The organism is Pontibacter akesuensis, from assembly GCF_001611675.1.
GTDB lineage: Bacteria > Bacteroidota > Bacteroidia > Cytophagales > Hymenobacteraceae > Pontibacter > Pontibacter akesuensis.
Genome location: NZ_CP014766.1, coordinates 836,713 through 863,142, shown reverse-complemented (window position 1 = coordinate 863,142; position 26,430 = coordinate 836,713). Strand labels below are relative to the sequence as shown.

Here is a 26,430-nt window from a genome sequence, read left to right as displayed (position 1 = left end):
CTGTGGTCCAACCACCCCTAACCCCTCCTTGTCTAAGGAGGGGAATTATCCGCAAATGTGAAACACCCCTGTAGTCCCCTCAAGGGGGCAATTTAACTTGTTGCATCGCGAAGGCTGTGGCTACCTGAACCATTTCAAGTCCTTGGGTGGGGGTAGGGGCCCTCGAAAAAGAGCGCCTTGTAATTGATGCGGTGCCCGAAGGGCAGCCTGCAGCGCAGCGATGGCAGCTTCAATTGCACAGCGCGATGCCCTGATCGAGGGCCCCTACCCCCAGGACGAGACCCCGCTCCTATAGGGCCCCTACTCCAGCCGTGAGCGCTCCAAAGTATGAGGTGAAACTTTGGGTATTTGGGAGCTGGAGGATGAACTGCGGTTAGAAAAGATAGCTTGGCTGAAGTTGAGGAAAGCAGCGGCTGTGGAAGTATAAATAGCGGCAGTTAAAGGCACAAGCGGACGCTTGCGCCAGCTAAGCTCCATCAAAATGCGTCTGTACAAGTGTGGCTTTTCAAGCCAGTCGGGTTACAAACCCGATACCATAGTAAGACACATGTCTGAAGACTTGCGCCAGAGAGGCGGTAGCTAGGTAGAATAGCTAAAGCCATATATGACCAAGTATGATACGCTCAAGCAGCCTCCGGCCATCACCCCCTTTGCCTTCCATCCAAAAAACACTATCTTCAACCTGTAAACTAATCCTGACAAAACACATGAAACCACGCCACTTACTTTTTGCTTCGGCGGTTGCCGCGGCTTCTTTTGGCTGCAACAGTAATACCACAGAAGGCACTGTCGCTACAACGGAGGCAGTTGCGGCAGACAGCCTGCAGCAGAAACTGGATGCTTACACCACAGTGCGCCTGACCGCAGACTTAGGCCACCTGAGCGCTAACGAAAAGAAAATGATTCCCCTGCTGATCGAGGCATCCGATATCATGAACAAGCTGTTCTGGTACGAGGCTTACGGCAATAGCGATTCTCTGCTGGCCGCCCTGGATAACGAGGCCGCCAAGCAATACACGCGAATTAACTATGGCCCCTGGGATCGCCTGAACAACAACGAGCCTTTTATACCGGGAGTGGGGCCGAAGCCGGAGGGCGCCAACTTTTATCCTGAAGATATGACGAAGGAGGAGTTTGAGCAGGCCAACCTGCCGGGCAAAGACAGCCAGTACACCTTTGTGCGCCGTGACGGGAACGGAAAACTGATTACAGTGCCTTACCATGTGCAGTTTAAGGAGGAAGTACAACGAGCGGCTGACCTGCTGAAGCAGGCTGCTAAGCTTGCCGGAGATCCGGGGCTGCAAAAGTACCTGAACCTACGCGCAGAGGCCCTCCTGACAGATAATTACCAGCCATCTGACCTGGCTTGGATGGATATGAAGAACAACAAGATCGATATCGTAATCGGTCCGATTGAAACATACGAAGACAAGCTGCTTGGCAACAAAGCCGCGCACGAGGCCTATGTGCTGGTGAAAGACATGGAGTGGAGCGAACGCCTGGCCAAGTATGCGGCATTCCTGCCCGAATTGCAGCGTGGCCTGCCGGTACCTGACAAGTATAAAGCGGAGACACCCGGCACGGATTCTGACCTGAACGCCTACGATGTAATTTACTACGCTGGCGACAGCAACGCAGGCAGCAAAACCATCGCCATTAACCTGCCGAACGATGAGGAGGTGCAACTGAAAAAAGGTACGCGCCGTCTGCAACTGAAAAATGCCATGCGGGCCAAGTTCGAGAAAATTATGGTACCGATTGCGGATGAACTGATTGTGGAGGACCAGGAGAAGTATGTAACATTCGACGCATTCTTCGCTAACACCATGTTTCATGAGGTAGCGCACGGCTTGGGCATCAAGAACACCGTGAACAACAAAGGTACCGTGCGGGAGGCGCTTAAGGAGCAGGCATCGGCACTGGAAGAAGGCAAAGCCGACATCCTGGGGCTGTACATGATAACGCAACTACATGAAAAAGGAGAGTTGGAAGGCGACCTGAAAGAATATTATACGACCTTTTTAGCTGGTATTTTCCGTTCCGTTCGTTTTGGTGCGGCAAGTGCGCATGGCAAGGCGAACATGGTGCGGTTTAACTTCTTTGAGGAGAACGGCGCCTTTGAGCGAGATGCGCAGACGGGTAAGTATAGAGTGAACTACGACAAAATGCGTGAGGCCATGAACAAGCTGTCGGAGAAAATACTGACGCTGCAGGGCAATGGCGACTACGCGGGCGTTGCTGCCTTGCTGGATAAGCAGGGGCAGATCAGTCCACAGTTGCAGACAAGTCTTAACCGCCTGACGGAGGCTAACATTCCGGTGGATATTGTTTTTGAGCAGGGTACCGAGGTGCTGGGGCTGTAAGCGGGCAGAGTTGATTTAGTTTGCTCATATACTTCAGGCGATGCCTTTTATGAGCAAACAGGCCTGCTGTAAATCCGGCAACAGTTTAATTATTAGCTCTTAGGCCCGGCCATATTGGTTGGGCCTTTGCTTTTGCAGCTACATAGAACTGCTTTTTCAGGACAGGTAGGGAAAATGCCGCAATGCAGCGGGCTGTGCAAGAAGGTTGCCGTAAAATAGTTGTACTATTTTTGAAAGCTCTGATCCCGGATAACCGGTTGCTCCTGCTGTGTGTAGCGGGGGTATTTTTTAGGCAATCACTTTGCCTCTTCTAGATAAGCGATTAATAAATAAACGATTAGCAACTAATGATCTCCGAGAGGAGTATGTAAAGTTTGGTCAAATATTTAATAATCATTTATTTAGATGTAAGTCAGTCATGAGAAGCTTTTATGAATTTAACAGAAACAGTCCGCAGGAACGTCAGGAGCAGTATCAGTTGTACCCCGAGATGGCGCTATTCCATGTAGCCCTTCGGGAAGAATTAGGCGAAGAGGAATATAACGCCTTTTACCGTGCAGAAAAGGAATCGCAGCGCTTTACGGTACCCATGTATCACCAAACCACCTCCAAATGGGTACATGCATAAACTACACTAAATGCACTCTCTTCTAAAGGCAAGCTGAATCTGGACAGTTTGCCTTTTTCTTTTTGCGGCTTCCTACAATTTCCGGCTTCTCAAGTAAAAATTTATGAACTTATACTTGCTGCAGTACCAATTCTGCGCCTTCCTCGCCTACCAGAGAGCCAATGGCAATGCCCATGCCGCTTAACCGCACAGAGCAGCTGATCCGCTCCGACACCTGCTGTACGAGGGTGGTTTTAGCGTTACCCATCCCCATTATGCCGCTCCAGCGGTGCTCTACCTCAAAAGGTGTTTCCGGAAGTATAACTTCGCGCAACAGCGCATCCAGTTTATTTTGCACCAGCTCCGTCAGGCCAAGTTCAGTGGTTTCCTCTGCTTTAATGTTCAAGTTACGGCCGCCGCCAAAAAGTACACGGTTGCCAATGTTGCGGAAGTAATAAAAGCCTTTGTCGTAGTGAAAGGTGCCTTTTAGTTTGAGGCCTGGGATGGGTCTGGTAACAAGCACCTGCGCCCTCGCCGGCACCACTGACAGCTGTGGCAGAAGCTTTTGCGCAAACCCGTTGGTGGCCACCAGCGCGGCTTTTGCTTTTAGGTTAATACCCTGTACCGTGCTGGCTTTTATACTTTGTGCTTCCTCTTTCAATTCCAGGACCTCCAGCCCATTCAGCACCAATACTCCTAATGCCTGTGCTTTCTGTGTCAGCGCCAAAATCATCTTGCCTGTGTCTATCTGCCCCTCAGCGGTGCTTAGCAGCAGGTGCTGCACACCTTTAAAACCGAAGTGGCTGATCTGGGCGTCGGCCGTTTGGTAAACAGCTGGTTCGCCCACTATACTTTGGAGGTGCCTGTTCAGGTAAGGCAGTTGCTCCAGGCAGGCTTCGTAAAGCTCCTGCTCCTGCGGTTTTGGCTGAAAAAGCTCATAGCCGCCCCAGCGGTTGTAGTCGATGGCGGCATCGCCGAGGTTGTGGCGCAGCCGCTGCAGGCCTTGCCAGCGGCGCTCTACCAGGCTGAATACCTCGTTCTCAGAGTGGTGCTGCAGGTCTTCAAGCATTTCGGAGGGGCTGCCAAAACAGGCGAAGCCGGCGTTTTTGGAACTGGCGCCGGTGGGAAGCAGGCCGCGCTCGGCTACCAGCACCTTTAGCTTCGGTTGCTGTGTTTTCAGGTGCAGCGCTGCATTCAAACCCACAATGCCACTGCCGATGATCAGTACATCGACGTCTTTAAAATACGTTTCGCGTTCCCAGAAACTCAGTTGCATGAATTAATCGTCTGTTCGGAAATAAGGATGGCTGTAGTTGCGGGCGCTTGCCTCGTCTATTTTTTCGTACTGCGTCAGCATAATTTCACGCTCTCCGCTGTTCATGGCCTTTACAAACACGCCTTCCGGGGTTTCGTAAATGGCGTAGTTGTGCTGCCCGAAGGGGTAAAGATTGTTGCTTTTTAAGATGATGGCCTGCGTCAGTTCTACCTGTTGCCCATCGGTGGTTGTAACGATGTATCTGCTTTTGTCCATGTGTCTTTTAAAATCCCTGCTAATATAGCACTTATTTGATCGGCCTGCCGCATCACCATCAGGTGCTCACCGCCCTGCACTTTAATGATGCCAGGCCTCTCGCGGAAGGGAAGCACTTTGTCGTGGGTGCCGTGGAGCTGCACCAGCCCCGGCAGAATCTCCTCCTGCTGCCAGCCCAGAAGCTGCCCCAGCGACCAGCGAAGAAACTTTTCGTCGATATCAAGTATAGCATCTTTCAGAACACTGCGCTCTGCCTTGCTGCGCGCCCCAAAAAAGAAGGGAGCTAGCGGATGTATACTCTGCAGCAGCCGGAACGGCACCCACTGGTGCATGTTCGCTTTGCCCATCAGGCGGTAGTACAGCGGCAGAGCGTGCCGCGTAGCTAGGCTTGAGATGACAATCACCTGCCGGGGCTGCAACACCTTAGCCAACTCTATGGCCACCACTCCTCCAAAAGACAAGCCTATAAGTATGGGAGCAGGGGTTGTAATTTGTTTTTTTAGCCGCAGCACGTATTCCTGCAGGGGCTCCTCCGGGTGTAGCGGCGCTATCCACTCCACGTGCTGCTGCGGCATGTACCGGGGCAATTTCAGGAACTGGAACATGCGCCGGTCGGCTCCCAACCCGCTTATGAAATAAATTGTGCTCATATTGGGGCTAAGTTATGAAGTTGGAGGATAATGCTACAGTGAATCCTGCAGGATTGCTGCCTGGAAAGCATTTTGTATGAAATGCGGGCGCCGACTTAGGCAGATAAATTTGCTGGTGTTTGAATCAACCATGCCACCCAACAGATGTCATTTCGAACTACGTGACAAAACTAGTCAGAATTTCAGGTAGATATCTCGTTGCACTCGAGATGACAGAGCGTATGAGCAGTGATGAGGTTTTATAAGTTGGGCACAAGCGGACGCTTGCGCCAGGGGCACTCAAAATAAAATTAGGAACAGCTGTGGAGATTATTCTAAACCACAGCTGTTAAACCACTTAACGCTTCATGTCTGTTCGCGGCTGCCTGCGTGCCTCTTGCTCGTGAAGCGCGTCTGATTTCCAGAGTGAGGTCCAACCGCCGCCGTATGTTTCCTCTATCTTGCCTTTTACAAAGCTAAGGCCCACTACAAGGGCACCTACTACCATGCTGTTCGTGGTGGCCATGCCGTTGTCGTAGCCCAGCACCCAGGGAGCCAGCAGCAGCCAGAAACCGAGCGGTGTGTTAAAGAGGCGCACATTGCGCGTTGCCTCCCACCACGAGATGATGGCAAAAGCGGCAACAACGGGGCCTATAATGTGCTCGTTATCCGAAATTGTTTTAGCGTCGGTGTAGCCTAGTATATTTGATGATGCCATCAGCCAGATGCCGAGTAATGCGTTTATGACCTGTGCCCACATAGCTATATAACTTTTCCTTGTACTTCTTTATACCCCCAAAAGGCTTTCCACATCGATACATTGGCGGTTTTCACGCGCTTCATGTACTGCAGGCTTGCCAGCATTTCGTCCATCGCCGGGCCAATCATGATTACTGATATAAGGGCAGAGGTGAGGCAGAGCGTGCACCAGGCATCATACATAACCGGCTGCAACACCACCAGCAGAATACTGATAAAGCCAAGCGGGCCAACAGCCAGTCCGAACATGATCACAATCCAGGGCATGGTGCGCCACCTGCGCGTGCCGCCGATAGCGCCCGTAACCGCGTCGGCCAGGTAGCCAATAGCACCTAAGGCCGCGTCTGGTATAGGCAAAATCTTTGACGTGGCCGATGTGAGGATCTTGCGGCTGTCGTTGCCAAAAAATGGCTCCCAAACGGTACTGAATACATTCAGTTGGAACAGCGCCATATAGGAGGCAATAAGCATTCCTATAAGGGCAAGCACTATAATGGGCATTCGCTGCCCCCAGGTGGCGGGGTTGTAACTCCACCCCGGTGGAATTCCGTCGTTGTTGCTCATAGCACAGATTTAGTTGCAAATCAGTTTCTAGCACTTTACTACGTGAGCAGCAGGTATCCGTTATACTTTGTGCATTTGTGCTTTATAAGGGGCAGTTTTTAGCGCCTAAGAAGAAAGTGTGCTTTCTCATCCATTTACTTTAGATAAGAAAAAAGCCCACAGACTGATCTATGGGCTTTTGTGATTTCGCAAGTATAAATCTTAGCCTTTCAGCCGCCTGAACTTGTTGCCGAAGAGGTAAAAAACAGGTACACCCAGCGCCACGATAATCAGGCCCGGCCAGGTAAAGTTTGGTTTATCTATGAGCAGGATGATGCAGATGGCCGAGGCCAGCAGCACATACAGGGCAGGCAGCACCGGGTAGCCGAAGGCTTTGTAAGGCCGGGGCAAGTCCGGGCGCTTCACCCGCAGCACAAACACGCCGATAATGGTTAGGATGTAAAACAGCATGACGGCGAACACTACATAATCCAACAAATCGCCGTAAGTGCCGGAAAGGCAGAGCAGGCAGGCCCAAACGCACTGCAGCCACAGGCCCGCAGCCGGAACGCCCTGCTTGTTCAGGCGGCCCATCCGCTCGAAGAACAAACCATCTTTGGCAATGGCATAATACACCCGGGCCCCCGAAAGTATGGCGCCGTTGTTACAGCCAAAGGTGGATATCATGATAAGTATGGCAATGGCGACTGTGGCCTGATAACCACCAATTACCTCGGCCACCGCCGTTGCTACCCGATCGTTTTCTGCGAAAGTAATTCCTTGTCCGAAGGCGCTTGCGGCTTCTGCCGTGCCGTGCATGGGCAGCACCAGCAGGTACACCAGGTTTATCACCAGGTAAATGCCCATCACAATGGCAGAGCCAATAACCATGCTTAGCACAATGGTGCGCTTCGGGTTTACGATCTCATCGCCCGAGAAGCCGATGTTGTTCCAGGAGTCGGCGGAGAAAAGAGCGCCTACCATGGCAATTCCCAGCGCCGATACCAAGGCCATACCCGTAGGCACGGCACTTGCAGCTCCGCTTGGGCCCCAAAAATCAGAGAAGTTCGCCTCGATGGCCGTGTCGTTGATACCCAGCAGCAGGCCGAGAATGATAAGCCCAAACAGCGCGATGAGTTTGGTGCTGCCAAAAACGTTCTGAATCAGCTTTCCGCTTTTCACGCCCCTGGAGTTGATATAGGTCAGGAATATTATACTTGCTATAGCCAATAACTGCTCTGATGAGAACTGGAAACCTCCTACTTGCAGTAGCACATTCTGCTCACTGAACCAGGGAAGGAGCACGCCGGTAAAGCGGGCAAAGGCCACGGCTACCGCAGCAATCACGCCTGTCTGGATAACAAGGAAGAGCGTCCAGCCATAGAGGAAGGCCACCATCTTGTTGTAGGCCTCCTTCAGGTAAACGTACTGGCCGCCCACATTCGGGAACATAGAGGAGAGTTCGCCATAGCTGATGGCACCCACCATGGTCAGGAAACCGGATATAACCCACACCAGCAGCATATAGCCGGGGCTAACCACCGTTCTGGAGATATCGGCTGTTACTATAAAAATACCCGAGCCGATCATGCCACCTGTTACAACCATGATGGCATCAAACAGGGTGATTTCGCGCTTAAAGCCGCTCTTGCTGGTTTTCTCTTCTTCGGATAGGAGGGGAGTCGTGTCGTTTCGCATGCTCGTAAAATTGGGCCGAAGTTACGTCATTTTTGCGGTTAGAGTTGCTCCTTGGCCCAAAATAATGGCTTTGGGCCTATACATCTATATAGTTGTAAAAGGCATATTTTAGCTTTAAAAAATTATATGGTGTTTGTCTGCTACCTGCGGTCGTTCACGGATAAAAAGAGGCAGTTGGTATAAAAGGGTAGTGCTTGGTGCAACAGTACTTTGTATCACATAGTACTGTATAGTATATTTGTAGCATACAAAACGAAGTTAAACCTTATAACATTTAAAATTATGAAAATCCTAATCGTTATCGCCGCCTCTATGTTTGGTTTCGGACTTGCTGTTCAGGAGACCTACCGTGTACCACAGCAGAGTGAAGTAGTTGTTCGTGCTGCCAGCGCTGAAATGCTGGAGCAGCCAGCTGCGCATGTGTTGCTGGATACAATAGAGATCACAGCAGTTGCTCCTGCGGCAGTTGCCCTGAAATAGGGTAGCTGCTGCAGGCGATTGCCTATCTGTAGGGCCTTACGCCAGCAAGCCATTCTTCGGCCGGGGCAAGTTCAGTGAAGTTTGCCATCTGCAGCTGAGGGGCAGCGCGCATAAACAGTTCGTATTCTGAAGAGGAACTTAGCATGTTCTGAGAGTACACATGCGCCATGCAACACAGCCCTGCATCCACCGCCGCTGGAACCCATTCAAACTCCAGAAACTCGTTGGCCTCCTCCCACTCTCCCGTGCTTTCGGACTTATCGTTCAGTAGCTTTGGACAAGGGGTGGCGCTGATCAGTTGAAGGTATGCTTTTGCTGCCTGCACGACGTCTTCAGAAGTAATATGCCCGTACCACTTGGCAACCAGGAAATCCTGTTTTTGGGACAGGGAGATAAACTCGCTTCCCTGCGGATTCTGCAGCGTTATGGGTGCCGCCAGTATAATAGCGTTTTTCTTCTCCGGTGCATTCATACTGCTATGTGTACCTTGTAAGTATACACTTGTAACGCGTGTAGGTTATGGCAGCGGTGGCCTAGTAAAAGTGGACAGGATTAACCATATGCTGCTAGAAGTGGGTCAAAGCTAAATTTAACAAGCTCCGGCGCTATACTTTAGAGGCAGAAAAAGGCTCCTCCAGGGCGAGGTTAAGGCGGGTATGTAACCAGGTGAGGGCTGTACTGCGGTCGAAAAAGTTGTTCATTTCCAGGCGCGGGCTCAGGCGCATGTACAGGTCGCGCGCTGATAGCCTGCTGAACATGTTGTTGGAATAAACGTGCGCCAGGCAACGAAGCCCTGCCCACATAGACTTCGGGAGCCACTCAAACTCCAACCAGTCATTCGCTTCAGACCAATCGCCGGTTACGTCTGTTTTATCGTTCAGTAGCCCACGGCAAGGGTGCTTCTCCACAATCTCCAGGTACGCCTTGCAAGCGGTGATCACGTTGCTTGCCGTAATATGCCCCACCCACTTAGCTTCAATATAATTCTCACGCTGAAAAAGCGTTACGTACACTTCCCCATTCTGATGTTTCAGTTCCAAAGGAGCAGGCCATGCGGCTACCCTGTTATCGTTTTCTGCTTCATTACCCGACATATAATTGATCCTGCTGTAAATTGTGGGAGGCAAAACTGCTAAGCACTATAGCACCAGCCGCCATATTTTACGATCCCCCACAAAATAAGATCGTTATTTGCATCGAAATAATTTATAATATAATTAAAGTACTATTGAACTGACGGTAAACCAAGGTAGACGCCATCTTCCCGTACCTCCACTGGATAGGTTACCGCGTTTCGGCTTTTGTACTCGCACTCCCGCCCGTTATTTAAATTATACCGGTAGCTGTGCCAGGGGCAGATTACCTCGTTAAGGTAGTTGGTGGTGCCTTTGCTCAGAGAGTAGCCCAGGTGCGGACAGGCATCGGCCACGGCAAAAAAGCCAGCAGTTGTGTGGGCAAGGCAGATAGAAAGCCCCTCTATCTGTAGTAGCTGCAGCTTGCGCACTGGCACCTTCGCTGCAGCCTCTTCGGCTGATACAAATAGTTTATGCCATGTGTAAGTTTTCTCCTGATCCATAGGTGAAAAGAAGTATGAGCGAATGGTGTAAAAACATAATGCGTGAAGTTGTTTTCAGTAATTACTTATTCAGTTAAACGATGCTGATGTGGAACAAGAAGTGCAGCTACTCCTTAACGAGTTGCAGATATCCCGTTTCGGGCTCCATGATAATCTCTTTTCCGTTGTGAAAAAACTCGGTGTACTCCAAGGAAGAAAAACATCCCGAGTTGTCGACTAGATAAGATACTACCAAGGTATCAGAAAAACCCTCTGCCAATTTTATGTAATAGGTGGTGGTGCCACTTTTCCCCTGACCTGGAAAAACGTCAAACACAAAGCCTCCTTTTTTGGGACGGTACTCCTTTGAGGGATTGACTATGAAAGGCGGCATATTGCTTTTTACCCTTACAGAATCAGGATGGACGGCTCCGCCATTGTCACCAACCAGATTCACGCCGTCGTTATCGGTAAAATAAAAGGATACAGGCATAATTGGCGCAGGGTCAGAACCATAGCAGGGATCAAAGAGGCTGCAGCCACTAAGCAACAGCATAACGGAGTAAAGGAGGAGCTTGGTTTTCACAATCGTTCGGAATGACTTTCTAGTAGCTGATGCGCACTGCCTTTGCATAGCCCTGCACGGGAGAAGTAGCGTCCAGCACATCGCCCTCCAGCCATGCCTGCACTTCGTGTCCCTCGCGCAGCTGTTCCAGTTTCAGCTCCTTGCCATCCTGGTTCTCAATCAGTGTATTTTCATCAATCCGAATACTGGCGTCGGCATACTTGGCCTCAACCCCTTCCATCCTTTTTACAGCAACTACTGCTTTAGCCGCATTGCCGTTGTTAGCTGTGCGTTTGATGTTGGTGATGTAGCCGTACACATCGGGCAGGGTAGAGGGGATGCGCTTGGGCTCTTCGCAGCTGGAAAGGAGCAGGGCCAGCGGCAACAGGAACGAAAGAATAAGGGAGCGTTTTTTCATTTATAGATCGGTTAAAGCTGTGTTCAGAAAATCGTGCAGGGGTTTTACCTGCCTGTACAGCGGGGGCAGAGAACTTAAAAAGCCTTCCGCCTGCACTTCGGTGTCGGTGTAGTAGCGCAGCACCTGAAAGCCGTTATACTTGAGCAGGTCCAGCTCAGGGTGTGTTTTGTCGTAGCCCTTGGGCGGCTGTTTCCGTTGCGTTGCCCTCAGTTTCCCCCATAAATGCCCGAACTCCGGCTCACCGAGCAGTTGTTGCAAGGTGCCGGGGTTGTAGTCAATCTCCTCGCGTATCAGCTCCAATTGCCTGGTGCCAGGTTGCCGTATTCCTCCCCCGATCCTCGAGTTATTTCCCGGCTCAAGCAACAGCACATAGTTTGCAAATGGCGAATGCCGCCCTCCCTGCGAAATGCCTGCCCCAAAATGTCCCTTATAGGGCGCTTCGCCCTTCTTCGAGAAATCGTTTTTGTTGATGCGGAAAATGCACTGTTGCGGCGTCACCCCAATCAAAGAGGGGTCGAACTGCTGCAGTTCCCCAATAAGCTGTGCAACGATCTCCACAAAATACGCCTTCGCCTGCAGGTACTCTTCCCGGTGGGCATCCATCCAGTCTTTGCTGTTGTTTTCGCGCAGTTGCTCCAGGAAATGCAGGATAAAGGCAATGCTCATGCTGAAAGCTTATCGCTTGGGAGTGTTTGATTTAAACCAGAAAACCCCTATCGCTATCACAATGGCCAGTATAATAATCAGAATCAGTGTCATAAGTCTGTTGTTTTAAGTTCAGGGTGCTGCTTAGTGTACTAATGCAAAAGCCCTCTTGTTACACACGCGGCAACAAAAGGGCTTTTGAGTATCCATACGCTCTAGGTCAGTGTTAGGCCACGCGCAGGTAAGAGTCTCCCAGCACAGCCTTGCGTATGCGTGCCTCGGCACTGTAATGCGACAGGAAATCGCCTCGGCGGCAGACAATGGTTTTAGGCTCCTGCAAAAGAATAACTTTAGATCGCTTACCCACTGTTATGATGCCGATGCCACGCTGGTGACAGGTTTTCAAAAAGAACTTTCCAAGAGGGTTGTTGCGGAAAGCCAGGCTGCTGATTGACAGGCCCAGCCACTGCTCGTCGGCCGGTGTTTTCTTCATGCTGTCGAGGAAGGCGCACAGTTTAAGGCGCAGGTACTTCTCCTCCAGCAACGTGTGGAACAGGAAAGCCGCACACCCCAGTACCGCTGGCAAGACAAACCGAATGGCCCAATGGCCTGACTCCCAAGCGAGAAAAAGCGAAACTGCCAGCACGAGCAGCAGTGTGACGTAGCGCACCTTGCTTAGGCCCTTTTTCTTATAGCGCAGCAGTAAATGGGTGATAGTGGCGGACTGGGAAGTATGCAACGAGGCGATGAACAGATCGTTGCTCTGCCTGTTAAATGAAAAAAGACCATCTGTCTGGTGACCGTGCTTTGTTTTCTGGGCTCTGTCCAGCATTACTTGCTCCAGGCCATAACGCTGCATGTAAAAAGAGCGAAGGTAGTCAAAGGCGTAGTCGTTGATGTTACTTTCTTTCCGTGCTGCCATAAAATCTCCAGTCAAAGAGTAAGGGTGCGCATGCAGAATTAAAGCAGCTGGTTCTACTGGAGAACAGCAGCAGCCGGATTAGCATACAACTATTTTAACAATAAATAGGAATAGGAACAAGTGTATCACAAACATAGTATTAGGCTAATATAAATCCTATCGTTTTAGTGAATTTTTTTATACAAAAGCTACAATATGCCTAAAAGGGCTTGAAACAAGTTATTTTAGGAGTTTAGGTGTATGGGGAGGTGCGGGTGTCGTATAGAGGCGAGCAATTACATTTAGTCAGATTGCAGGGCGAGAACCTGTTATGCCTCGCTGGAATTGCTTAGTTTTACAAGCACTGCCCGATCAGAAAAACAATGAAGAAGACAACCGTTTTACACTTGTGTTTGCCGCTGCTGGCAATGGCTTTGCTGCTGTTGTTTGCACCCTCCTTTGCACAAATGCCGCAAAAGCCGTCTGCGGCCAAAATATTGCAGGACCTGAAGCAGCTGAACGTGCTGGGCTCCGCGCTGTACGTGGCCGCCCACCCGGATGATGAGAATACGCGCCTGATAGCCTACCTCTCCAACGAAAAGCTCTACAACACCGGCTACCTGGCGGTAACGCGCGGCGATGGGGGGCAGAACCTGGTTGGGCCCGAAATCAGGGAGGGACTGGGCATTATCCGCACACAGGAGTTGTTACAGGCCCGCCGCACCGACGGCGGACAGCAGTTTTTTACCCGCGCCAACGACTTCGGCTATTCTAAGGACGCCAACGAAACCTTTACCATCTGGGACCGTGAACAGGTGCTGGCCGACATGGTCTGGACAATCCGCAAGTTCAGGCCCGATGTGATGATCACCCGTTTTCCGCCCGACGAGCGCGCTGGCCACGGGCACCATACGGCCTCGGCCATACTTGCAGCGGAGGCGTTTAAAGCCGCCGCCGATCCGAAGCGCTTTCCGGAGCAGCTGAAGCATGTGGAGACGTGGCAGCCCAAGCGCCTGCTGTGGAACACCGGCGTATGGTCGTTTAAGAGCCAGGAGGAATTTGAGAAGTTCGGCAAAGAACTGCTGAAAGTGGATGTGGGCGGCTATAATCCCCTGCTCGGCAAATCCTACGGCGAGATTGCCGCAGAGAGCCGCAGCATGCATAAAAGCCAAGGCTTTGGGGCAAGCGGCGCGCGCGGTACAAGTATAGAGTACCTGCAGCACACCGCCGGCGACAAGGCACAGCAGGAGCTGTTTGAAGGCATCAACACCAGCTGGAGCCGCGTGAAGGGAGGCGACAAAGTACAGAAGCTCATCCAGAAAGCCATCAATGAGTATACACCGGCTAATCCATCGGCCGTGGTGCCCACGCTGATTGCCGCGAAAAAAGAACTGGAGAAACTGCCGGACGGCTACTGGAAGCGCGTGAAACTGGAGGAGTTGCAGGACGTGCTGCAGGCATCGCTCGGTTTATACCTGGAGGTGACGGCCAACGACTATGCGGCCGCACCTGGCCAGTCGGTGGAACTGCAGGTGGAGGCCATCAACCGCTCTGCCGTGCCTGTTACGCTACAGGAAATCCAGTATTCCTTCGCTAAAAAAGACACCACTCTCAATTATACCTTAAAGAACAACGACCCGCTGGAGTTCAGTGCTACCAAAGTGCTGCCGCAAAGTATGGCTTACTCGCAACCGTACTGGCTGCGGCAGGAGGGCTCGTTGGGCATGTTCCACGTGCAGGATCAGCAGGAGGTGGGCCTGCCGGAAAACGCACCGGCCGCACAGGCAACTTTTAACCTGCAGATAGCCGGGGAGCCAGTGCAACTGCGGGTGCCGGTGGTATACAAGCGCACCGATCCGGTGGAAGGCGAAGTATACCGCCCGTTTGTGGTGACGCCGCCCGTGTTTGTGAACCTGAAGGAGCAGGTGCTCATGTTTGCCAGCCAGGAGCCGAAGCAGGTGCAGGTGCTAGTGAAAGCCGGAAAGGCTAACGTATCAGGAGAGTTGAAACTGCAACTGCCGAAAGGGTGGCGCGCCGAACCAGCCAGTGTGCCGTTTCAGCTGGTTCAGAAAGGCGCAGAGATGAATGCCTCTTTCTCTATCTACCCTCCAAAGGAGCAGCAGGAGGCACAGCTAAAGGCGGTGGCCGTGGTGGATGGCAAAACCTACGGGCAGGGCCTGAACGAGATTAACTATAGCCATATTCCGGCACAGGTTACTTTTCCGGAGGCCACGGCTAAGATTGTGAAACTGGATTTGCAGACACGTGGCAAAAAGGTGGCTTACCTGATGGGAGCGGGTGATGAGATTCCGGTGAGCCTGCAACAGATCGGCTATGATGTAACGCTGCTGCAGGATGCCGACATGCGCCTGAATTACTTAAAGCAATTTGACGCAGTTATACTTGGTGTGCGCGCTTACAACACGGTGGAGCGCCTTCGGTTTTACCAGCCGACTTTGTTGCAGTATGTGGAGCAGGGCGGTAACCTGATTGTGCAGTACAATACCAACCACAGCCTGGTGCTGCCTAACGTGGCTCCTTACCCACTGCAGCTGAGCCGCGACCGCGTGGCTGTGGAGGGTGCTGAGGTGCGTTTCCTGGCGCCGAACCACCCGGTGCTGAACACGCCGAACAAGATTACGCAAAAAGACTTTGAGGGATGGGTGCAGGAGCGCGGGCTATACTTCCCGAACAAGTGGAGCGACGAGTTTACTGCCATACTTTCTTCTAACGACCCAGGGGAGCCTGCGCGCGATGGTGGCCTGCTGGTAGCCAAGTATGGCAAAGGCTATTATATTTACACCGGCTACTCGTGGTTCCGCGAACTGCCTGCCGGAGTACCTGGCGCTTACCGCCTGTTTGCCAACCTCATCTCGCTGGGCAAATCCACCGGGTCAGCCGACAGCAAAACCAAGAACGCGGCGAATTAGATTTTAGACAAAAGGTTTCTGGACAAAGGTATAAGGGCGAATAATTTTAAATCTTATATCTTTTGTCCAGAGGTCCTTTATCAAACAAAACCCATGAAAAAAGACGAGCCTGTCGACCAGGAGCCACCCATTGTTAAACCACCTTTCTTTAAGACCTGGACGGGTATGTACTGGCTCGTGCTGGGCAACCTGGCTTTCCTGATCATCCTGTTTTACATCATCACCAAAATTTACGAATGAGGCCACTCGATTGGATCGTGCTCATCGGCACCCTGGGGTTTATTGTGATCTATGGCGTCTGGAAAACGCGCGGCAGCAAAGACATTGAAGGTTACCTGAAAGGCGACAACAGCATGAAGTGGTGGACGATTGGCCTGTCCATCATGGCCACACAGGCCAGCGCCATCACGTTTCTCTCCACACCCGGGCAGGCGTTTGAAGATGGCATGCGCTTCGTGCAGTTCTATTTCGGATTGCCCATCGCCATGGTCATCATTTCGGTCACCATCATTCCTATTTTCTACCGGCTCAAAGTATACACGGCCTACGAGTTCCTGGAAAACCGCTTTGACCTGAAAACACGCTCTCTTGCCGCCTGCCTTTTCCTGATTCAGCGCGGCCTGGCAGCAGGCATCACCATTTATGCCCCGGCCATTATACTTTCCTCCATCATCGGCTGGAGCCTGACGGCGACTAACCTGTTTATTGGTATCCTGGTGATCATTTACACCATGTCGGGCGGCACCAAGGCGGTGAGCGTAACGCAGAAACAGCAGATGGCTGTGATGATGGGCGGCATGATCATAGCTGGCATTATGGTGATAAGCTACCTGCCCGACAGCGTGAGCTTTGGGGATGCTGTGGCCGTAGCTGGAAAAATGGGCAAGATGAACGTAGTGGACTTCTCATGGGATTGGGAAACAAGCTGGGACGACCGCTATAATTTCTGGTCGGGCATCACGGGTGGCCTGTTTCTGGCTCTTTCTTACTTCGGCACCGACCAGAGCCAGGTGGCGCGCTACCTGGGCGGCAAATCAATAGGAGAGAGCCGTCTGGGATTGCTGTTCAACGGCCTGCTGAAGATTCCGATGCAGTTCCTGATTTTGTTTATCGGGGTGATGGTGTTCGTGTTTTACCAGTTTAACCAGCCGCCGGTGTTTTTCAATGATGTGGCCAAAGGCAAAGTATACGCTACCGAATATGCTGATGAAATGCGTGGCCTGGAGGCGGATTACACAGCTATTTTCGAGCAGAAGCAGGAGGCAGTGCATGGGTTGGTCGCTGCATTGAAAGCGGAGGACGAGGCAGCCATTGCAGCGGCAGAAACACAAGTCAACGGTTTTACCGCAACAGGAAAGGAAGTACGGGAGCAGGCAAAAAAGGTCATCGAGAAAGCTGTTCCGGGTTCCGAGGCAAAGGACACCGATTACGTGTTCATCTCCTTCATCATGAAGTATCTGCCGGTTGGTTTGGTTGGTTTGCTGCTGGCCGTGATATTTTCTGCAGCCATGTCATCTACCGCTTCCGAGCTAAACGCGCTGGCCTCTACCACCGTCATCGATATTTACAGGCGCTCGGTAAAGCAGGATGGAAGCCCGCGGCATTACCTGAACGCCTCCAAACTCTTCACTATGCTTTGGGGACTGATAGCCATCCTTTTCGCCACCTACGCGACCCTGCTCGATAACCTGATTGAGGCCGTGAACATAATCGGCTCCATTTTCTACGGCACCATATTGGGCATTTTCCTGGTGGCCTTTTACTTCAAGCGCATCCAGGGCAACGCCGTTTTCTTTGCCGCCCTGCTCGCCGAAGCCGTTGTGCTCTACTGCCACTACTACACCGATATCGCCTTCCTCTGGTTCAATGTCATCGGCTGTGGCTGTGTGATTTTGTTCGGATTCATACTTCAGGCGGTGATTGGGGAGAAGAAGCGGGTGGTGTAGGGGAAGTAAGGTTTCTTGAGGAGCTGTTGTATCAAACCAAACCCGGCCCCTCCTTGTCCAAGGAGGGGAGTTATCAGCAGAAGTAAACTCCCCTGTAGTCCCCTCAAGGGGACAGGTATACTTGTGGCATAGCAACTGCTTTGGCTACCTGAACCGATTCCAGTCCTTGGGTGGGGGTAGGGGCCCTCGAAAAAGAGCGCCTTGTGCATGTTGCGGTGCCCGCTAGGGCAGCCCGCAGCGGAGCGAATAGAGGGCCCCTACCCCCGGAGCAGCTTCAGGCACACAACGCGATGCCCTTATCGAGGGCCCCTACCCCCAGGACGAGGCCTCGCTCACATAGGGCCCCTACCCCAGCCGTGAGCGCTCCAAAGTATGAGGTGAGACGTTTGGTATTTGGGAGCTGGAGGATGAACAGCAGCTAGATAGGATAGCTTGGTTGAAGTTGCGGAAAGCAGAAACTATGGAAGTATAACAGTAGCAGTCGACGGCACAAGCGGACGCTTGCGCCAGGAAGCGTAACAAGTATAACCACCGCCTAGCAAGTATGGCTTTTTAAGCCAGTCGAGTTGCAAACCCCTACATCATTATAGAACGCAAGTCTGAAGACTTGCGCCAGCGGGAGCAGCGGCAATTTAAGGCACAAGCGGACGCTAACGCCAGATAAGCCTTCTAGAGAATGAACGGTTGCCAGAAAGTATAGGCAAACCTACAAGTATAAAGTATCACTCCTTTACCGCGGTTTCTGCGCCGCCACAATATATACCAAACTACCCCCCGCCGACACATACTCCTCCCGCTGCAGCTTTTCTTTGAGCATGATCTTGTTGTAGAGCAGCTTCTGCCAGTAAGCGTCAAACTTTTCCTTGTCACCGCCGCCGGCCATAAAGTAGTTTAGGTTGTCCTGGTAATCATAACCCATTGCCTCAGACTCCACCCATTGCAACATCTGCTCCACGCGCAGCATCTTCTCCTGTGTGTCGTAGGGTGGAATGATCGAAAGTGCTTTGTCCGATATCCATACTTTAATATCTCTTAGACCAGCCTTCATGAACAGGTCCGGGATTACGTCGCCTAAAGAGTTGAAGCCCTCGCCTAAATGCTTTTTGCCTTTCTCAATGCGGAGCTTGATTTCGAGCACCTCCAGCATCGCCTCCACGTTATAATCCGTTTCGCCGTAACGGTCGAACATGAGGTTGGGCACCAGGTTATTTGGCTCCAGCGCCAGCACCCAACCACCCGGCTTTGTCACCCGGATCATCTCCTGAATCACGCGCTGTGGGTTTTTTACATGAATCAGCAGGGTCTGGCAAAGCGTTACATCGGCTATATTATCGGGTAAAGGTATTTCAGTAGCATTGCCAACCTTGAACTCATAGTCGATGGTGTTGTGGCCGAATTCGCTCTGTGCCCGCTGCCGCGCCTCGGCAATGTAGCCGGGCTCATAATCCACGCCATACACCTTGCCGCCACTGGGCATGTACTTCGAGAACTTAAAGCCCATCATGCCCTTGCCGCAGCCAATATCCACCAGCGTGTTAATGTAGGGCAGGTACAGGCGCTCGGCCAGCAACTCCAGGTAATCGTCGTTCCACCAGTACTCCCGGGCCGGACCCAGGTGGTCTTCAGAATGCTTCTTCTCTTCCAACAGTTTTTCTTGTTTTAATTGCCACAAAAAAGCCTCCGAAGGCATAGCTTCGGAGGCTTTTTATACGCTAAAAGCAAAGATAGCTTTATTTCGCCTTTTTCCACTCAGCAATCGCCTTGTCGTTCAAGGCTACGTAATCTGCGTTGTCGGCGGCTTTGGCCAGTTCTTTTGATTTCTCTGCCGTTTTGATGGCGGCTTTGTAGTTCTTCAGCTTCGCCTCTATTTTTGCCTGTGTGTGCACGTTCCAGAACTTAGGGTCCGTGGCGTTGGCCTTCTTGATCCACTCGTGCGCCTGCTTCAGGTCACGATTGTTCTCCAGGTAATAGCTAGCTGCCGCGGCATACAGGTTAGGCGTAACGGTAGTGCCGTTAATCACCTGCTGCTGTATCTGGCTCATCACCTTGCTATCCACATCCGTCTTGATGGTGAAAGGCACGATCACATCGTCCCACAGCAACTCTACGTCTGCGGCATCCTGCTTCAGGTTAGTGAAGTTGATGGTGAAAGACTCTACTTTGCGTGGGTTCTTCTGCGACTTTACCTTGAAGCGCACCAGGTCTTCAGCAGGGTTGTAGTCTTTGCCACCGTCACCCCAGTGCTTCAGGTTTTTATGGATGATAACTGTCCACTCGTCCGGCCCAGGAATGGTATAAAGTGCGTATTCACCAGCCGGAATCTTATTGCCCTCGATGGTTACTTCGTCAGAGAACTTGATTTTGGTCGAAGCGTTGGCACCTGTGCGCCATACATCACCATAAGCCTCCAAACCACCTTCGCCGAATATTTTGCGGCCTTTCACCGAAGGGCGGGAGTAGTCTACCGATACAGTAGATAGGCCAACTACCTGCTCTACTTTCTGAGATGGGCTGGGTGCTGGCATTTTAATGCCTGGGCTTTGTGCCTGAACAGCGCCGGCGCCAAATAAGAGTGCTGCCGACAGTGCGAAGCCAATAAGTTTCTTCTTCATGTTTTTCTGGTTGATGTTCACTTAATTAGGGTATAATATTACAAATTATCTGCGTTTAAAACGAACGTTGTTTAGCCGCCGATCTATGAATTCAGCAAGGCTAGAAGCTGCGGCCTATACTTAAGCCAAACCGGGGCACAACAGCTAACCCTGAGGACGAGGATTTGTTTTCGGGCGAGATAAATGGAGTCACGGCAACACGCACCACCAGGCCTCCGTTCGGCTTTTGGTACCGGAAGCCAACCCGGCCGAAGTACATGTTCTGCAACAGGTCTGGCTCGTCGGTGAAGCGGCGGGTATAGCCCAGGCCAAGCTCCAGGTGCTTCTCATAGCGCCCGAACATGCCGATGGCCTCCACCGGTACCACCGGGTAAACGCCAGGCTCATTTTCCTGAAAGAAGATGTTGGTTCCCAATCCAATGCGGACAGCGGCTTTAAAGATGTCGCGCGTGTACACAATGCGGTCGTAGTTGATGGAATAGGCATCTGAGTTGTTGCCGATCTCGAGGTAATAGGCGCTAAGGGCGGTAAATTCCTTACCGGGTACTTCTATCTCGGGGCCTTCTTTTCCCTCGTCGTCCTGAGCTTGCGCTGCGCCAGCCAAAAGTAGAAACGATACCAATAAGAAAAACCTTAAGCGTAATTTGAAAAGGAAGTGCATTTGAAATAAATAAGGGTTTATAAGTTGTGGTGTGATGGCGGTAAAGCTAGCCCGGGCTGCAAAATAGAGCGCAGGCTGGTGTTCATTTTTATTCTTAAACTGGAAAAGAGACGGTGTTTTGTAAGAAAGCAAAGATAGTGGCACCTAAGTCAGAATTCAAAATACCGCTAGCTTAACTCAAACTGCAGCTTCAGCAGGTTTGCATACATTCCTTCCGGGTTCAGCGAAAGCTCCTCATGCGAGCCTTCCTCCACAATTTCGCCATTTTCAATCACCAGGATCTTGTCTACCTTGCGTATGGTGGCCAAACGGTGGGCGATTACGATGGTGGTACGGTCTTTCATCAGCTCGTCCATGGCCTGCTGCACCAGGTGCTCCGACTCGGAGTCCAGGGCACTCGTAGCCTCATCAAGTATAAGTATGGCCGGGTCTTTCAGTATAGCCCGGGCAATGGCTACGCGCTGACGCTGCCCACCAGAGAGCTTGATGCCACGCTCGCCCACCAGCGTTTCCAACCCTTCGGGGAAAGACATGATAAAATCGTAGGCATTCGCTTTGCGGGCGGCGCTTTCTATTTCAGCTGCTGTTGCTTCTGGGCGGCCATAGGCGATGTTCTCGCGGATGGTGCCTCCGAACAGGAGCACTTCCTGCGGTACCACGCCTATGTTTCCGCGCAGCATGGTCAGGTTCAGGTCCCGGATATCCCGGCCATCCACCGTTATACTTCCGCCCAGCACATCGTAATAGCGCATGAGCAGCTGTATGATGGTAGACTTTCCGGAACCGCTTGGGCCCACCAAGGCTACTTTCTCGCCGGCCCGCACGTTAAAGTTTATATCCCCCAGCACCTGCAGATCCGGGCGGGTAGGGTAGGCGAATGCCACGTGGCGGTAGGCGATATTGCCCTCCATCCTCGGAATTTCGCTTAAGCTGATGTAGCTCTTATCGGTTGGCTCCTCCTGTTCCTGCAGTATCTCCAGAATACGCTCTGTCGCACCCAGGGCTGACTGCACCTTACCATACAAATCACCCAGGCCACCCACAGATGCCCCAATAAAGACCGTGTATAGCACAAAGGAAACCAGATCGCCCTGCGCCAGTTCGCCGTTTGCCACCAGCGTTACGCCGTACCAGATCACCAATATAATACCGCCAAACAAGCCCACAATGATGAAGGAGATAAAAGCGCCGCGGAAATAAGCTGTGGTGAGGGCTGTTTTAACGGCTCTGCTCAGAGTAGTCTTGTAGCGGTTCACTTCAAACATTTCGTTGGTAAATGCCTTCACCGTATTGATGGCCTGCAGTGTTTCCTCCACAATCACGTTCGTGTTGGCAAGCTCGTCCTGCGTCTTTTTGGAAAGGGTTTTGATACGGCGGCCAAACACCAGCGCCAGTGCCACTAACACCGGAAAGGTGGCCAGCATAAACAGCGACAGCTTGATCGACATGAACATGATCACAATCACACCAACCACAAGGGTGGTTATCTGCCGGAAAAGCTCTGCCAGCGTAATGGACATGGCATCCTGCACCTGCGCCACGTCGGTGGTGATGCGGCTGGTGATTTCGCCGATGCGGCGTTTCTCGTAAAAAGCCAGGGGCAGCTGCACAAACTTACTGTAGAGGTCACGGCGCAAATCGGCCACCGCGTTCTCACTTACCTGTGCAAAGAAGAATACCCTGAAAAAGGAGAAGATGCCCTGCAGCATGATAATGCCGAATAGGCCCAGCGCAATCATGTTAATGTCCTGCAACAACCCATTGGCATTGCCGCCAGCCGAATCGAACAGCTTGCCCACCAGGTACGGAAAAGCCATGAACGTAAGGCTAGACAGCACCAGGAACACAAGACCGATAATGAATTTTACTTTGTAAGGAAGTACATACCTGAAAACCTGGAGGCCACGGCGAAAGCTCTCTTTGCTGATCTTCTTTCTGCCCTCTTGATCCTGTTCGCCGTTGTTGCCTGACCCGAATCCGCGTTTAGCCATTAATAGTACGCTGCTTTAGTGTGTAAAGGCGGCTGTAGGCTTAATCAAAGCCTCTGCAGCCGTGTAGGTATAGTGGTATAACAGCCAAACAAGCCTAATAATGCCACCGCCCTGCAAAATCTTACAAAGGTAAGCATTATGCGGAAAGAATGGCTGTTTGTGTGACGGGATGTGGTGTGCGAGTGATTTTTAGCTGCTACCGCCACTTGTTAGTTGCACTTCATATTTCGTTTTGCCGGCTTGCAATTATTTCTAGATGCCGTTTAGCCTCCAGTCCTTCCCTGGCGCAAGCATCCGCTTGTGACTTAATCTACCTTTGCTAACTACAGTTTATACTTCTATATCATCTGCATGCCGCAATTTCAAACAAGCTATCCTTACTAGCTGCTGTTCATCCTCCAGTTCGCACATACCCAATGTTTCATTCCATACTTTGGAGCGCTCACGGCCGCGAGGCCTCGTCCTCGGGCCTCGCGCTGTGTGCATGAAGCTGCTCCTCGCTCCGCTGCGGGCTGCCCTAGCGGGCACCGCAACATGCACAAGGCGCTCAACCCAAGGACTGGAATTGGTTCATAAAGCCACTCCATAGCATCAGCTTTGTAACTTATACTTGAGTATCAGCAGTAAGGTAGATTCCCCTCCTCGGAGGGGCAGGGGTGGGTTATCACAATAACCGAGACTAAAGCGCAGACACTGCAGCCAAACCAACAGCAGTATTCCCTCGCCCCTCGGGGAGAGGGCTAGGGTGAGGGGGGTACACCTCCAAGAACTACAACTATTCCAGCACCCAAAGACCTCGCAGTGTGCGCAGCTCCTGCGAGCGTCTAGGAAGTATAAACAGCCACAAAAAAAGGAGGCACATAAAGTGCTTCCTTTGAGATTAAAACTCAAGTATAGATTACACTGTCTGTTCTTGCGCAAGCTCCAGTTCATCGATTCGGCCAGTGGAAATGCCCATCAGGCCAACAAACGTCAGGAAGCCGTTGAGGATGAGCACCTCGAAGCCAAACTCGTAGCCCCAGAACCAGTCTACAGAATTGAAGCTGATGATGAGCGTGAGCAGCGGTGCGATAACACAAACGGCGGGCACAAACCTGTCGCGGACGGCGCGCTTGGTGTAAAGTCCAAAAGCATAAAGCCCCAGCAACGGACCATATGTATAGCCCGCCACCTTAAACACAGCCGTGATTACGTTTTGGTTGTTCAGGATATCAAAGACAATAATCACCACCACCATTACAAGCGAAATACCCGCGTGCACAATATAGCGGATGCGGACCCTCTCTTGCTCAGTCTTGTTCTTGAAGTCCAGGAAATCGACGCAAAAGGAAGTGGTGAGGGCGGTGAGGGCAGAGTCGGCGGAGGCGTAGGTGATGGCAATGATGCCCAATATAAAAACGATGCCCGCAAAGTAGGTGAAATGGTTCAGAGCCAGGAACGGGAACACATCGTCGCCACGGGTTGGCAGCGCAATGCCCTTGGCGTTGGCATAAATGTAAAGCAAAGCACCGAGCGCCAGGAACAGGATGTTCACGAACACCAGGATAATGCTGAACCAGAACATGTTTTTCTGGGCCTCGCCGATGTTTTTGCAGCTTAGGTTTTTCTGCATCATGTCCTGGTCCAGGCCCGTCATCACGATGGCAATGAAAGCGCCGGAGAAGAATTGCTTCAGAAAGTACTTGCTGTCCTTCACATCCCAGAAAAACACCTGAGAGTATTCGCTTGCTTGCACCGTGTCTATCAGGCCCTGGAAGCCCAGGTTCAGTTCATCGGAGATTAGCCAGATGCTGGTTGCAACAGCAAGCAACATGGCGGCGGTCTGAAAAGTGTCTGTCCAGATGATGGTTTTCATGCCGCCCCGGAACGTGTATACCCAGATGAGCAGAATGGTGATGACCACCGAAACGGAGAACGGAACACCCAGATCGTTGAAAACAGCCAGCTGCAGCACACCCGCTACCAGAAATAGGCGAATAGCAGCACCCAGCGTGCGGGAAAGCAGGAAAAACGCCGCCCCGGTTTTGTACGACCAGTACCCGAAACGGTCCTCCAGATAAGTATAAATCGATACGAGGTTCAGGCGGTAGTACATAGGCATCAGTACCGTGGCAATCACAAAATAGCCGAGCAGGTACCCCAGCACCAACTGCAGGTACGAAAACTGGGCTGCAGCCACCATACCAGGTATCGACACAAAGGTAACACCCGAGAGTGAGGTGCCGATCATACCAAAAGCCACCACGTACCAGGGCGAGTTTCGGTTAGCCAGAAAGAAGGTATCGGAATCGGTGTTTCGGCTGGTGAGGTAGGATATAAAAATAAGAATGCAAAAGTAGGCGACTATCAGGCCAATAATAAGGGTAGAGGACATAGTATAAACTATAGTTCGTAAACGCGGCGATTATGCCGGATTTACAAATATAGCAAAACTAGCATCCCAAGCTATTGTAGCAGGTTGTCATTTAACAGCACCGGCTCGCCAACAGCCGGAATCCGTAGCCCGCGCAGTGCCCCGGAAGCGGCTACTTGCTCCAGCAGGCGTACAGGCTCGCTTGCCGGCTCGTCAGAGAGGTCGTAGGTGCCGTAGTGCATCGGGATAAACACGCCGCCGCGCAATAAGTTGTAGGCTTTGATGGCTTCGTGCGGGTTCATATGGCTCTTGCTCATCATAAAAGCCGGCTTGTAGGCGCCTACGGGCATAATGCACACATCCATCGGGCCGAGCAGGTTCTCAATCTCCTCAAAATGCGGGGCCAGGGCAGAATCCCCGGCAAAGTACAGGGTAAGCTCGGGGGTTTTGAGCACAAAGCTCCCCCAAAGCACCTTGTTCATGTCCAGCAAGCCGCGGCGGTGCCAGTGGGAGGCGGGCATAAAGTATACTTCCACCTGACCGGGCACCAGGTCAAACTTCTGGAACCAGCCTGCTTCCTGGTACGGCAACTGCGGTTCTATACCCCGCAGGATATTCCCGGCGCGCAAGGGGATCAGGGCCTTTACCTGCGGGTTGCTCTTAAAAACAGTGTGAACAGACTGCTTGTCGAGGTGATCGCGGTGTCCGTGGGAGAGCAGCAGGAAATCGATGTGGCGCAGCTCTTCCGGAGAGCAGGGCATCCTCACGCGGCGCTTCACCAGGGGCAGGTCGTAGAAGATCGGATCGGTTATAAACGTAACACCGTTCAGGCGAATGAAAAACGAGGCGTGACCCAGCCAGACCACCATGTCCTGATCGCTGTGAATGAAATCGCTGCCCACCTGTACGTGCGGTGTATAGGTATCGTGCTTCTTCTCCTCACGCTGCGGGTTCTTTGTCAGCTGCCAGCGCAATACCTTCCTGAACGGCGGGTTGAAAAGTTCCTCGCCATTGGCAAACTGGCCGTCGATGGTTTTGTTGCCGCGGTAACCGGGCTTTATGGTTTCGAGGCGTTCGTTACGTACATGGCGGATGGTGGTATTGTGCTGCTGCAAAGTGTGTCTTTGTTGGTTCTGTTCCTATAACAGCATAACGGCGGTTAAGGTTAAGCAGATACAAATGCGGTGGAATCCGGTACGGCTGTAAACATAAAACGCTTTCCTGTCGTGCAGGAAAGCGTTTT

The 26,430-nt window shown here is 51.8% G+C and carries 25 protein-coding genes; 6 read left to right on the top strand and 19 right to left on the bottom strand.

Translation table 11 applies throughout. From position 1 onward, the window contains the following. Positions 1-707 precede the first annotated feature (707 nt). A complete protein-coding gene (locus tag A0W33_RS03600) occupies positions 708-2,363 on the top strand; it encodes a dipeptidyl-peptidase 3 family protein (RefSeq protein ID WP_068836903.1) in 1,656 nt (551 codons plus the stop codon). 418 nt (positions 2,364-2,781) lie between these two features. Then, on the top strand, positions 2,782-2,991 hold the full coding sequence (locus tag A0W33_RS03595) for a hypothetical protein (RefSeq protein WP_068836902.1): 210 nt from the start codon (positions 2,782-2,784) through the stop codon (positions 2,989-2,991). A 109-nt stretch (positions 2,992-3,100) separates the two neighbouring features. On the opposite strand, the gene A0W33_RS03590 is transcribed toward A0W33_RS03595, so the two are convergent. The 6 genes from A0W33_RS03590 to A0W33_RS03565 form a co-directional block, all read right to left on the bottom strand. Further along, positions 3,101-4,246, bottom strand: coding sequence for an NAD(P)/FAD-dependent oxidoreductase (locus A0W33_RS03590; RefSeq protein ID WP_068836901.1), 1,146 nt, complete (start codon positions 4,244-4,246; stop codon positions 3,101-3,103). Between the two features lie 3 nt (positions 4,247-4,249). After that, the gene (locus tag A0W33_RS03585; RefSeq protein ID WP_068836900.1) at positions 4,250-4,501 is read right to left on the bottom strand and encodes a hypothetical protein; all 252 of its coding nucleotides are present in this window, start codon (positions 4,499-4,501) and stop codon (positions 4,250-4,252) included. Further along, positions 4,453-5,151: an alpha/beta hydrolase gene (locus A0W33_RS03580; RefSeq protein ID WP_068836899.1), complete on the bottom strand. Its 699-nt coding sequence runs from the start codon at positions 5,149-5,151 to the stop codon at positions 4,453-4,455. The genes A0W33_RS03585 and A0W33_RS03580 overlap by 49 nt, the downstream gene beginning before the upstream one ends. A 337-nt stretch (positions 5,152-5,488) precedes the next feature. After that, a complete protein-coding gene (locus tag A0W33_RS03575; RefSeq protein WP_068836898.1) occupies positions 5,489-5,890 on the bottom strand; it encodes an SPW repeat protein in 402 nt (133 codons plus the stop codon). A 2-nt stretch (positions 5,891-5,892) separates the two neighbouring features. Beyond that, positions 5,893-6,453 (bottom strand): vitamin K epoxide reductase family protein, encoded by a 561-nt coding sequence (locus tag A0W33_RS03570; RefSeq protein ID WP_068836897.1) that lies wholly within the window; start codon positions 6,451-6,453, stop codon positions 5,893-5,895. Positions 6,454-6,654: 201 nt separating this feature from the next. Further along, positions 6,655-8,130, bottom strand: a complete 1,476-nt coding sequence (locus A0W33_RS03565) for an APC family permease (protein ID WP_068836896.1) — start codon at positions 8,128-8,130, stop codon at positions 6,655-6,657. Positions 8,131-8,412: 282 nt separating this feature from the next. Here A0W33_RS03565 and A0W33_RS03560 point away from each other — a divergent pair, with 282 nt between their 5' ends. Beyond that, positions 8,413-8,610 carry a hypothetical protein gene (locus A0W33_RS03560; RefSeq protein ID WP_068836895.1) on the top strand — a complete coding sequence of 66 codons (198 nt, stop codon included), beginning with the start codon at positions 8,413-8,415 and terminating at the stop codon, positions 8,608-8,610. 22 nt (positions 8,611-8,632) lie between these two features. Here A0W33_RS03560 and A0W33_RS03555 read toward each other — a convergent pair whose 3' ends face one another. The 7 genes from A0W33_RS03555 to A0W33_RS03525 all read right to left on the bottom strand — a co-directional run bounded on the left by A0W33_RS03555 (position 8,633) and on the right by A0W33_RS03525 (position 12,715). After that, a complete protein-coding gene (locus tag A0W33_RS03555) occupies positions 8,633-9,082 on the bottom strand; it encodes a hypothetical protein (protein WP_229802254.1) in 450 nt (149 codons plus the stop codon). 133 nt (positions 9,083-9,215) lie between these two features. Further along, positions 9,216-9,704: a hypothetical protein gene (locus A0W33_RS03550; RefSeq protein ID WP_229802257.1), complete on the bottom strand. Its 489-nt coding sequence runs from the start codon at positions 9,702-9,704 to the stop codon at positions 9,216-9,218. Positions 9,705-9,835: 131 nt separating this feature from the next. Then, the gene (locus A0W33_RS03545) at positions 9,836-10,186 is read right to left on the bottom strand and encodes a Rieske (2Fe-2S) protein (RefSeq protein WP_068836894.1); all 351 of its coding nucleotides are present in this window, start codon (positions 10,184-10,186) and stop codon (positions 9,836-9,838) included. Positions 10,187-10,292: 106 nt separating this feature from the next. Then, positions 10,293-10,751: a hypothetical protein gene (locus tag A0W33_RS03540; RefSeq protein ID WP_139237196.1), complete on the bottom strand. Its 459-nt coding sequence runs from the start codon at positions 10,749-10,751 to the stop codon at positions 10,293-10,295. Positions 10,752-10,770: 19 nt separating this feature from the next. Beyond that, positions 10,771-11,148, bottom strand: a complete 378-nt coding sequence (locus A0W33_RS03535; protein WP_068836892.1) for a hypothetical protein — start codon at positions 11,146-11,148, stop codon at positions 10,771-10,773. Continuing rightward, positions 11,149-11,814, bottom strand: coding sequence for a DUF2461 domain-containing protein (locus A0W33_RS03530; protein ID WP_068836891.1), 666 nt, complete (start codon positions 11,812-11,814; stop codon positions 11,149-11,151). A gap of 205 nt (positions 11,815-12,019) precedes the next feature. Beyond that, positions 12,020-12,715, bottom strand: coding sequence for a hypothetical protein (locus A0W33_RS03525; protein ID WP_068836890.1), 696 nt, complete (start codon positions 12,713-12,715; stop codon positions 12,020-12,022). Between the two features lie 362 nt (positions 12,716-13,077). On the opposite strand from A0W33_RS03525, the gene A0W33_RS03520 reads away from it, so the two are divergent. The 3 genes from A0W33_RS03520 (at position 13,078) to A0W33_RS03515 (ending at position 17,570) form a co-directional block, all read left to right on the top strand. After that, entirely contained in the window at positions 13,078-15,624 is a 2,547-nt protein-coding gene (locus A0W33_RS03520) for a PIG-L family deacetylase (RefSeq protein WP_068836889.1), read from the top strand. A 93-nt stretch (positions 15,625-15,717) separates the two neighbouring features. Further along, positions 15,718-15,864 carry a hypothetical protein gene (locus A0W33_RS21050; RefSeq protein WP_172798082.1) on the top strand — a complete coding sequence of 49 codons (147 nt, stop codon included), beginning with the start codon at positions 15,718-15,720 and terminating at the stop codon, positions 15,862-15,864. Next, complete coding sequence (locus A0W33_RS03515; RefSeq protein ID WP_068836888.1) at positions 15,861-17,570, top strand: sodium:solute symporter; 1,710 nt, start codon at positions 15,861-15,863, stop codon at positions 17,568-17,570. Before A0W33_RS21050 ends, A0W33_RS03515 begins: the two co-directional genes overlap by 4 nt. A gap of 730 nt (positions 17,571-18,300) precedes the next feature. Here the strand turns inward: A0W33_RS03515 and A0W33_RS03510 are convergent. The 6 genes from A0W33_RS03510 to A0W33_RS03485 all read right to left on the bottom strand — a co-directional run bounded on the left by A0W33_RS03510 (position 18,301) and on the right by A0W33_RS03485 (position 26,302). Continuing rightward, positions 18,301-19,215, bottom strand: coding sequence for a class I SAM-dependent methyltransferase (locus tag A0W33_RS03510; protein WP_068839903.1), 915 nt, complete (start codon positions 19,213-19,215; stop codon positions 18,301-18,303). A gap of 85 nt (positions 19,216-19,300) precedes the next feature. After that, positions 19,301-20,182, bottom strand: coding sequence for a DUF2911 domain-containing protein (locus A0W33_RS03505; RefSeq protein WP_068839902.1), 882 nt, complete (start codon positions 20,180-20,182; stop codon positions 19,301-19,303). 100 nt (positions 20,183-20,282) lie between these two features. Further along, on the bottom strand, positions 20,283-20,786 hold the full coding sequence (locus A0W33_RS03500) for a hypothetical protein (protein ID WP_244888614.1): 504 nt from the start codon (positions 20,784-20,786) through the stop codon (positions 20,283-20,285). 224 nt (positions 20,787-21,010) lie between these two features. Further along, complete coding sequence (locus A0W33_RS03495) at positions 21,011-22,834, bottom strand: ABC transporter ATP-binding protein (RefSeq protein ID WP_068836887.1); 1,824 nt, start codon at positions 22,832-22,834, stop codon at positions 21,011-21,013. An 898-nt stretch (positions 22,835-23,732) separates the two neighbouring features. Continuing rightward, positions 23,733-25,208, bottom strand: coding sequence for a sodium:solute symporter (locus A0W33_RS03490; protein ID WP_068836886.1), 1,476 nt, complete (start codon positions 25,206-25,208; stop codon positions 23,733-23,735). A gap of 71 nt (positions 25,209-25,279) precedes the next feature. Next, positions 25,280-26,302 carry an MBL fold metallo-hydrolase gene (locus tag A0W33_RS03485; protein ID WP_068836885.1) on the bottom strand — a complete coding sequence of 341 codons (1,023 nt, stop codon included), beginning with the start codon at positions 26,300-26,302 and terminating at the stop codon, positions 25,280-25,282. Positions 26,303-26,430: the final 128 nt, after the last annotated feature.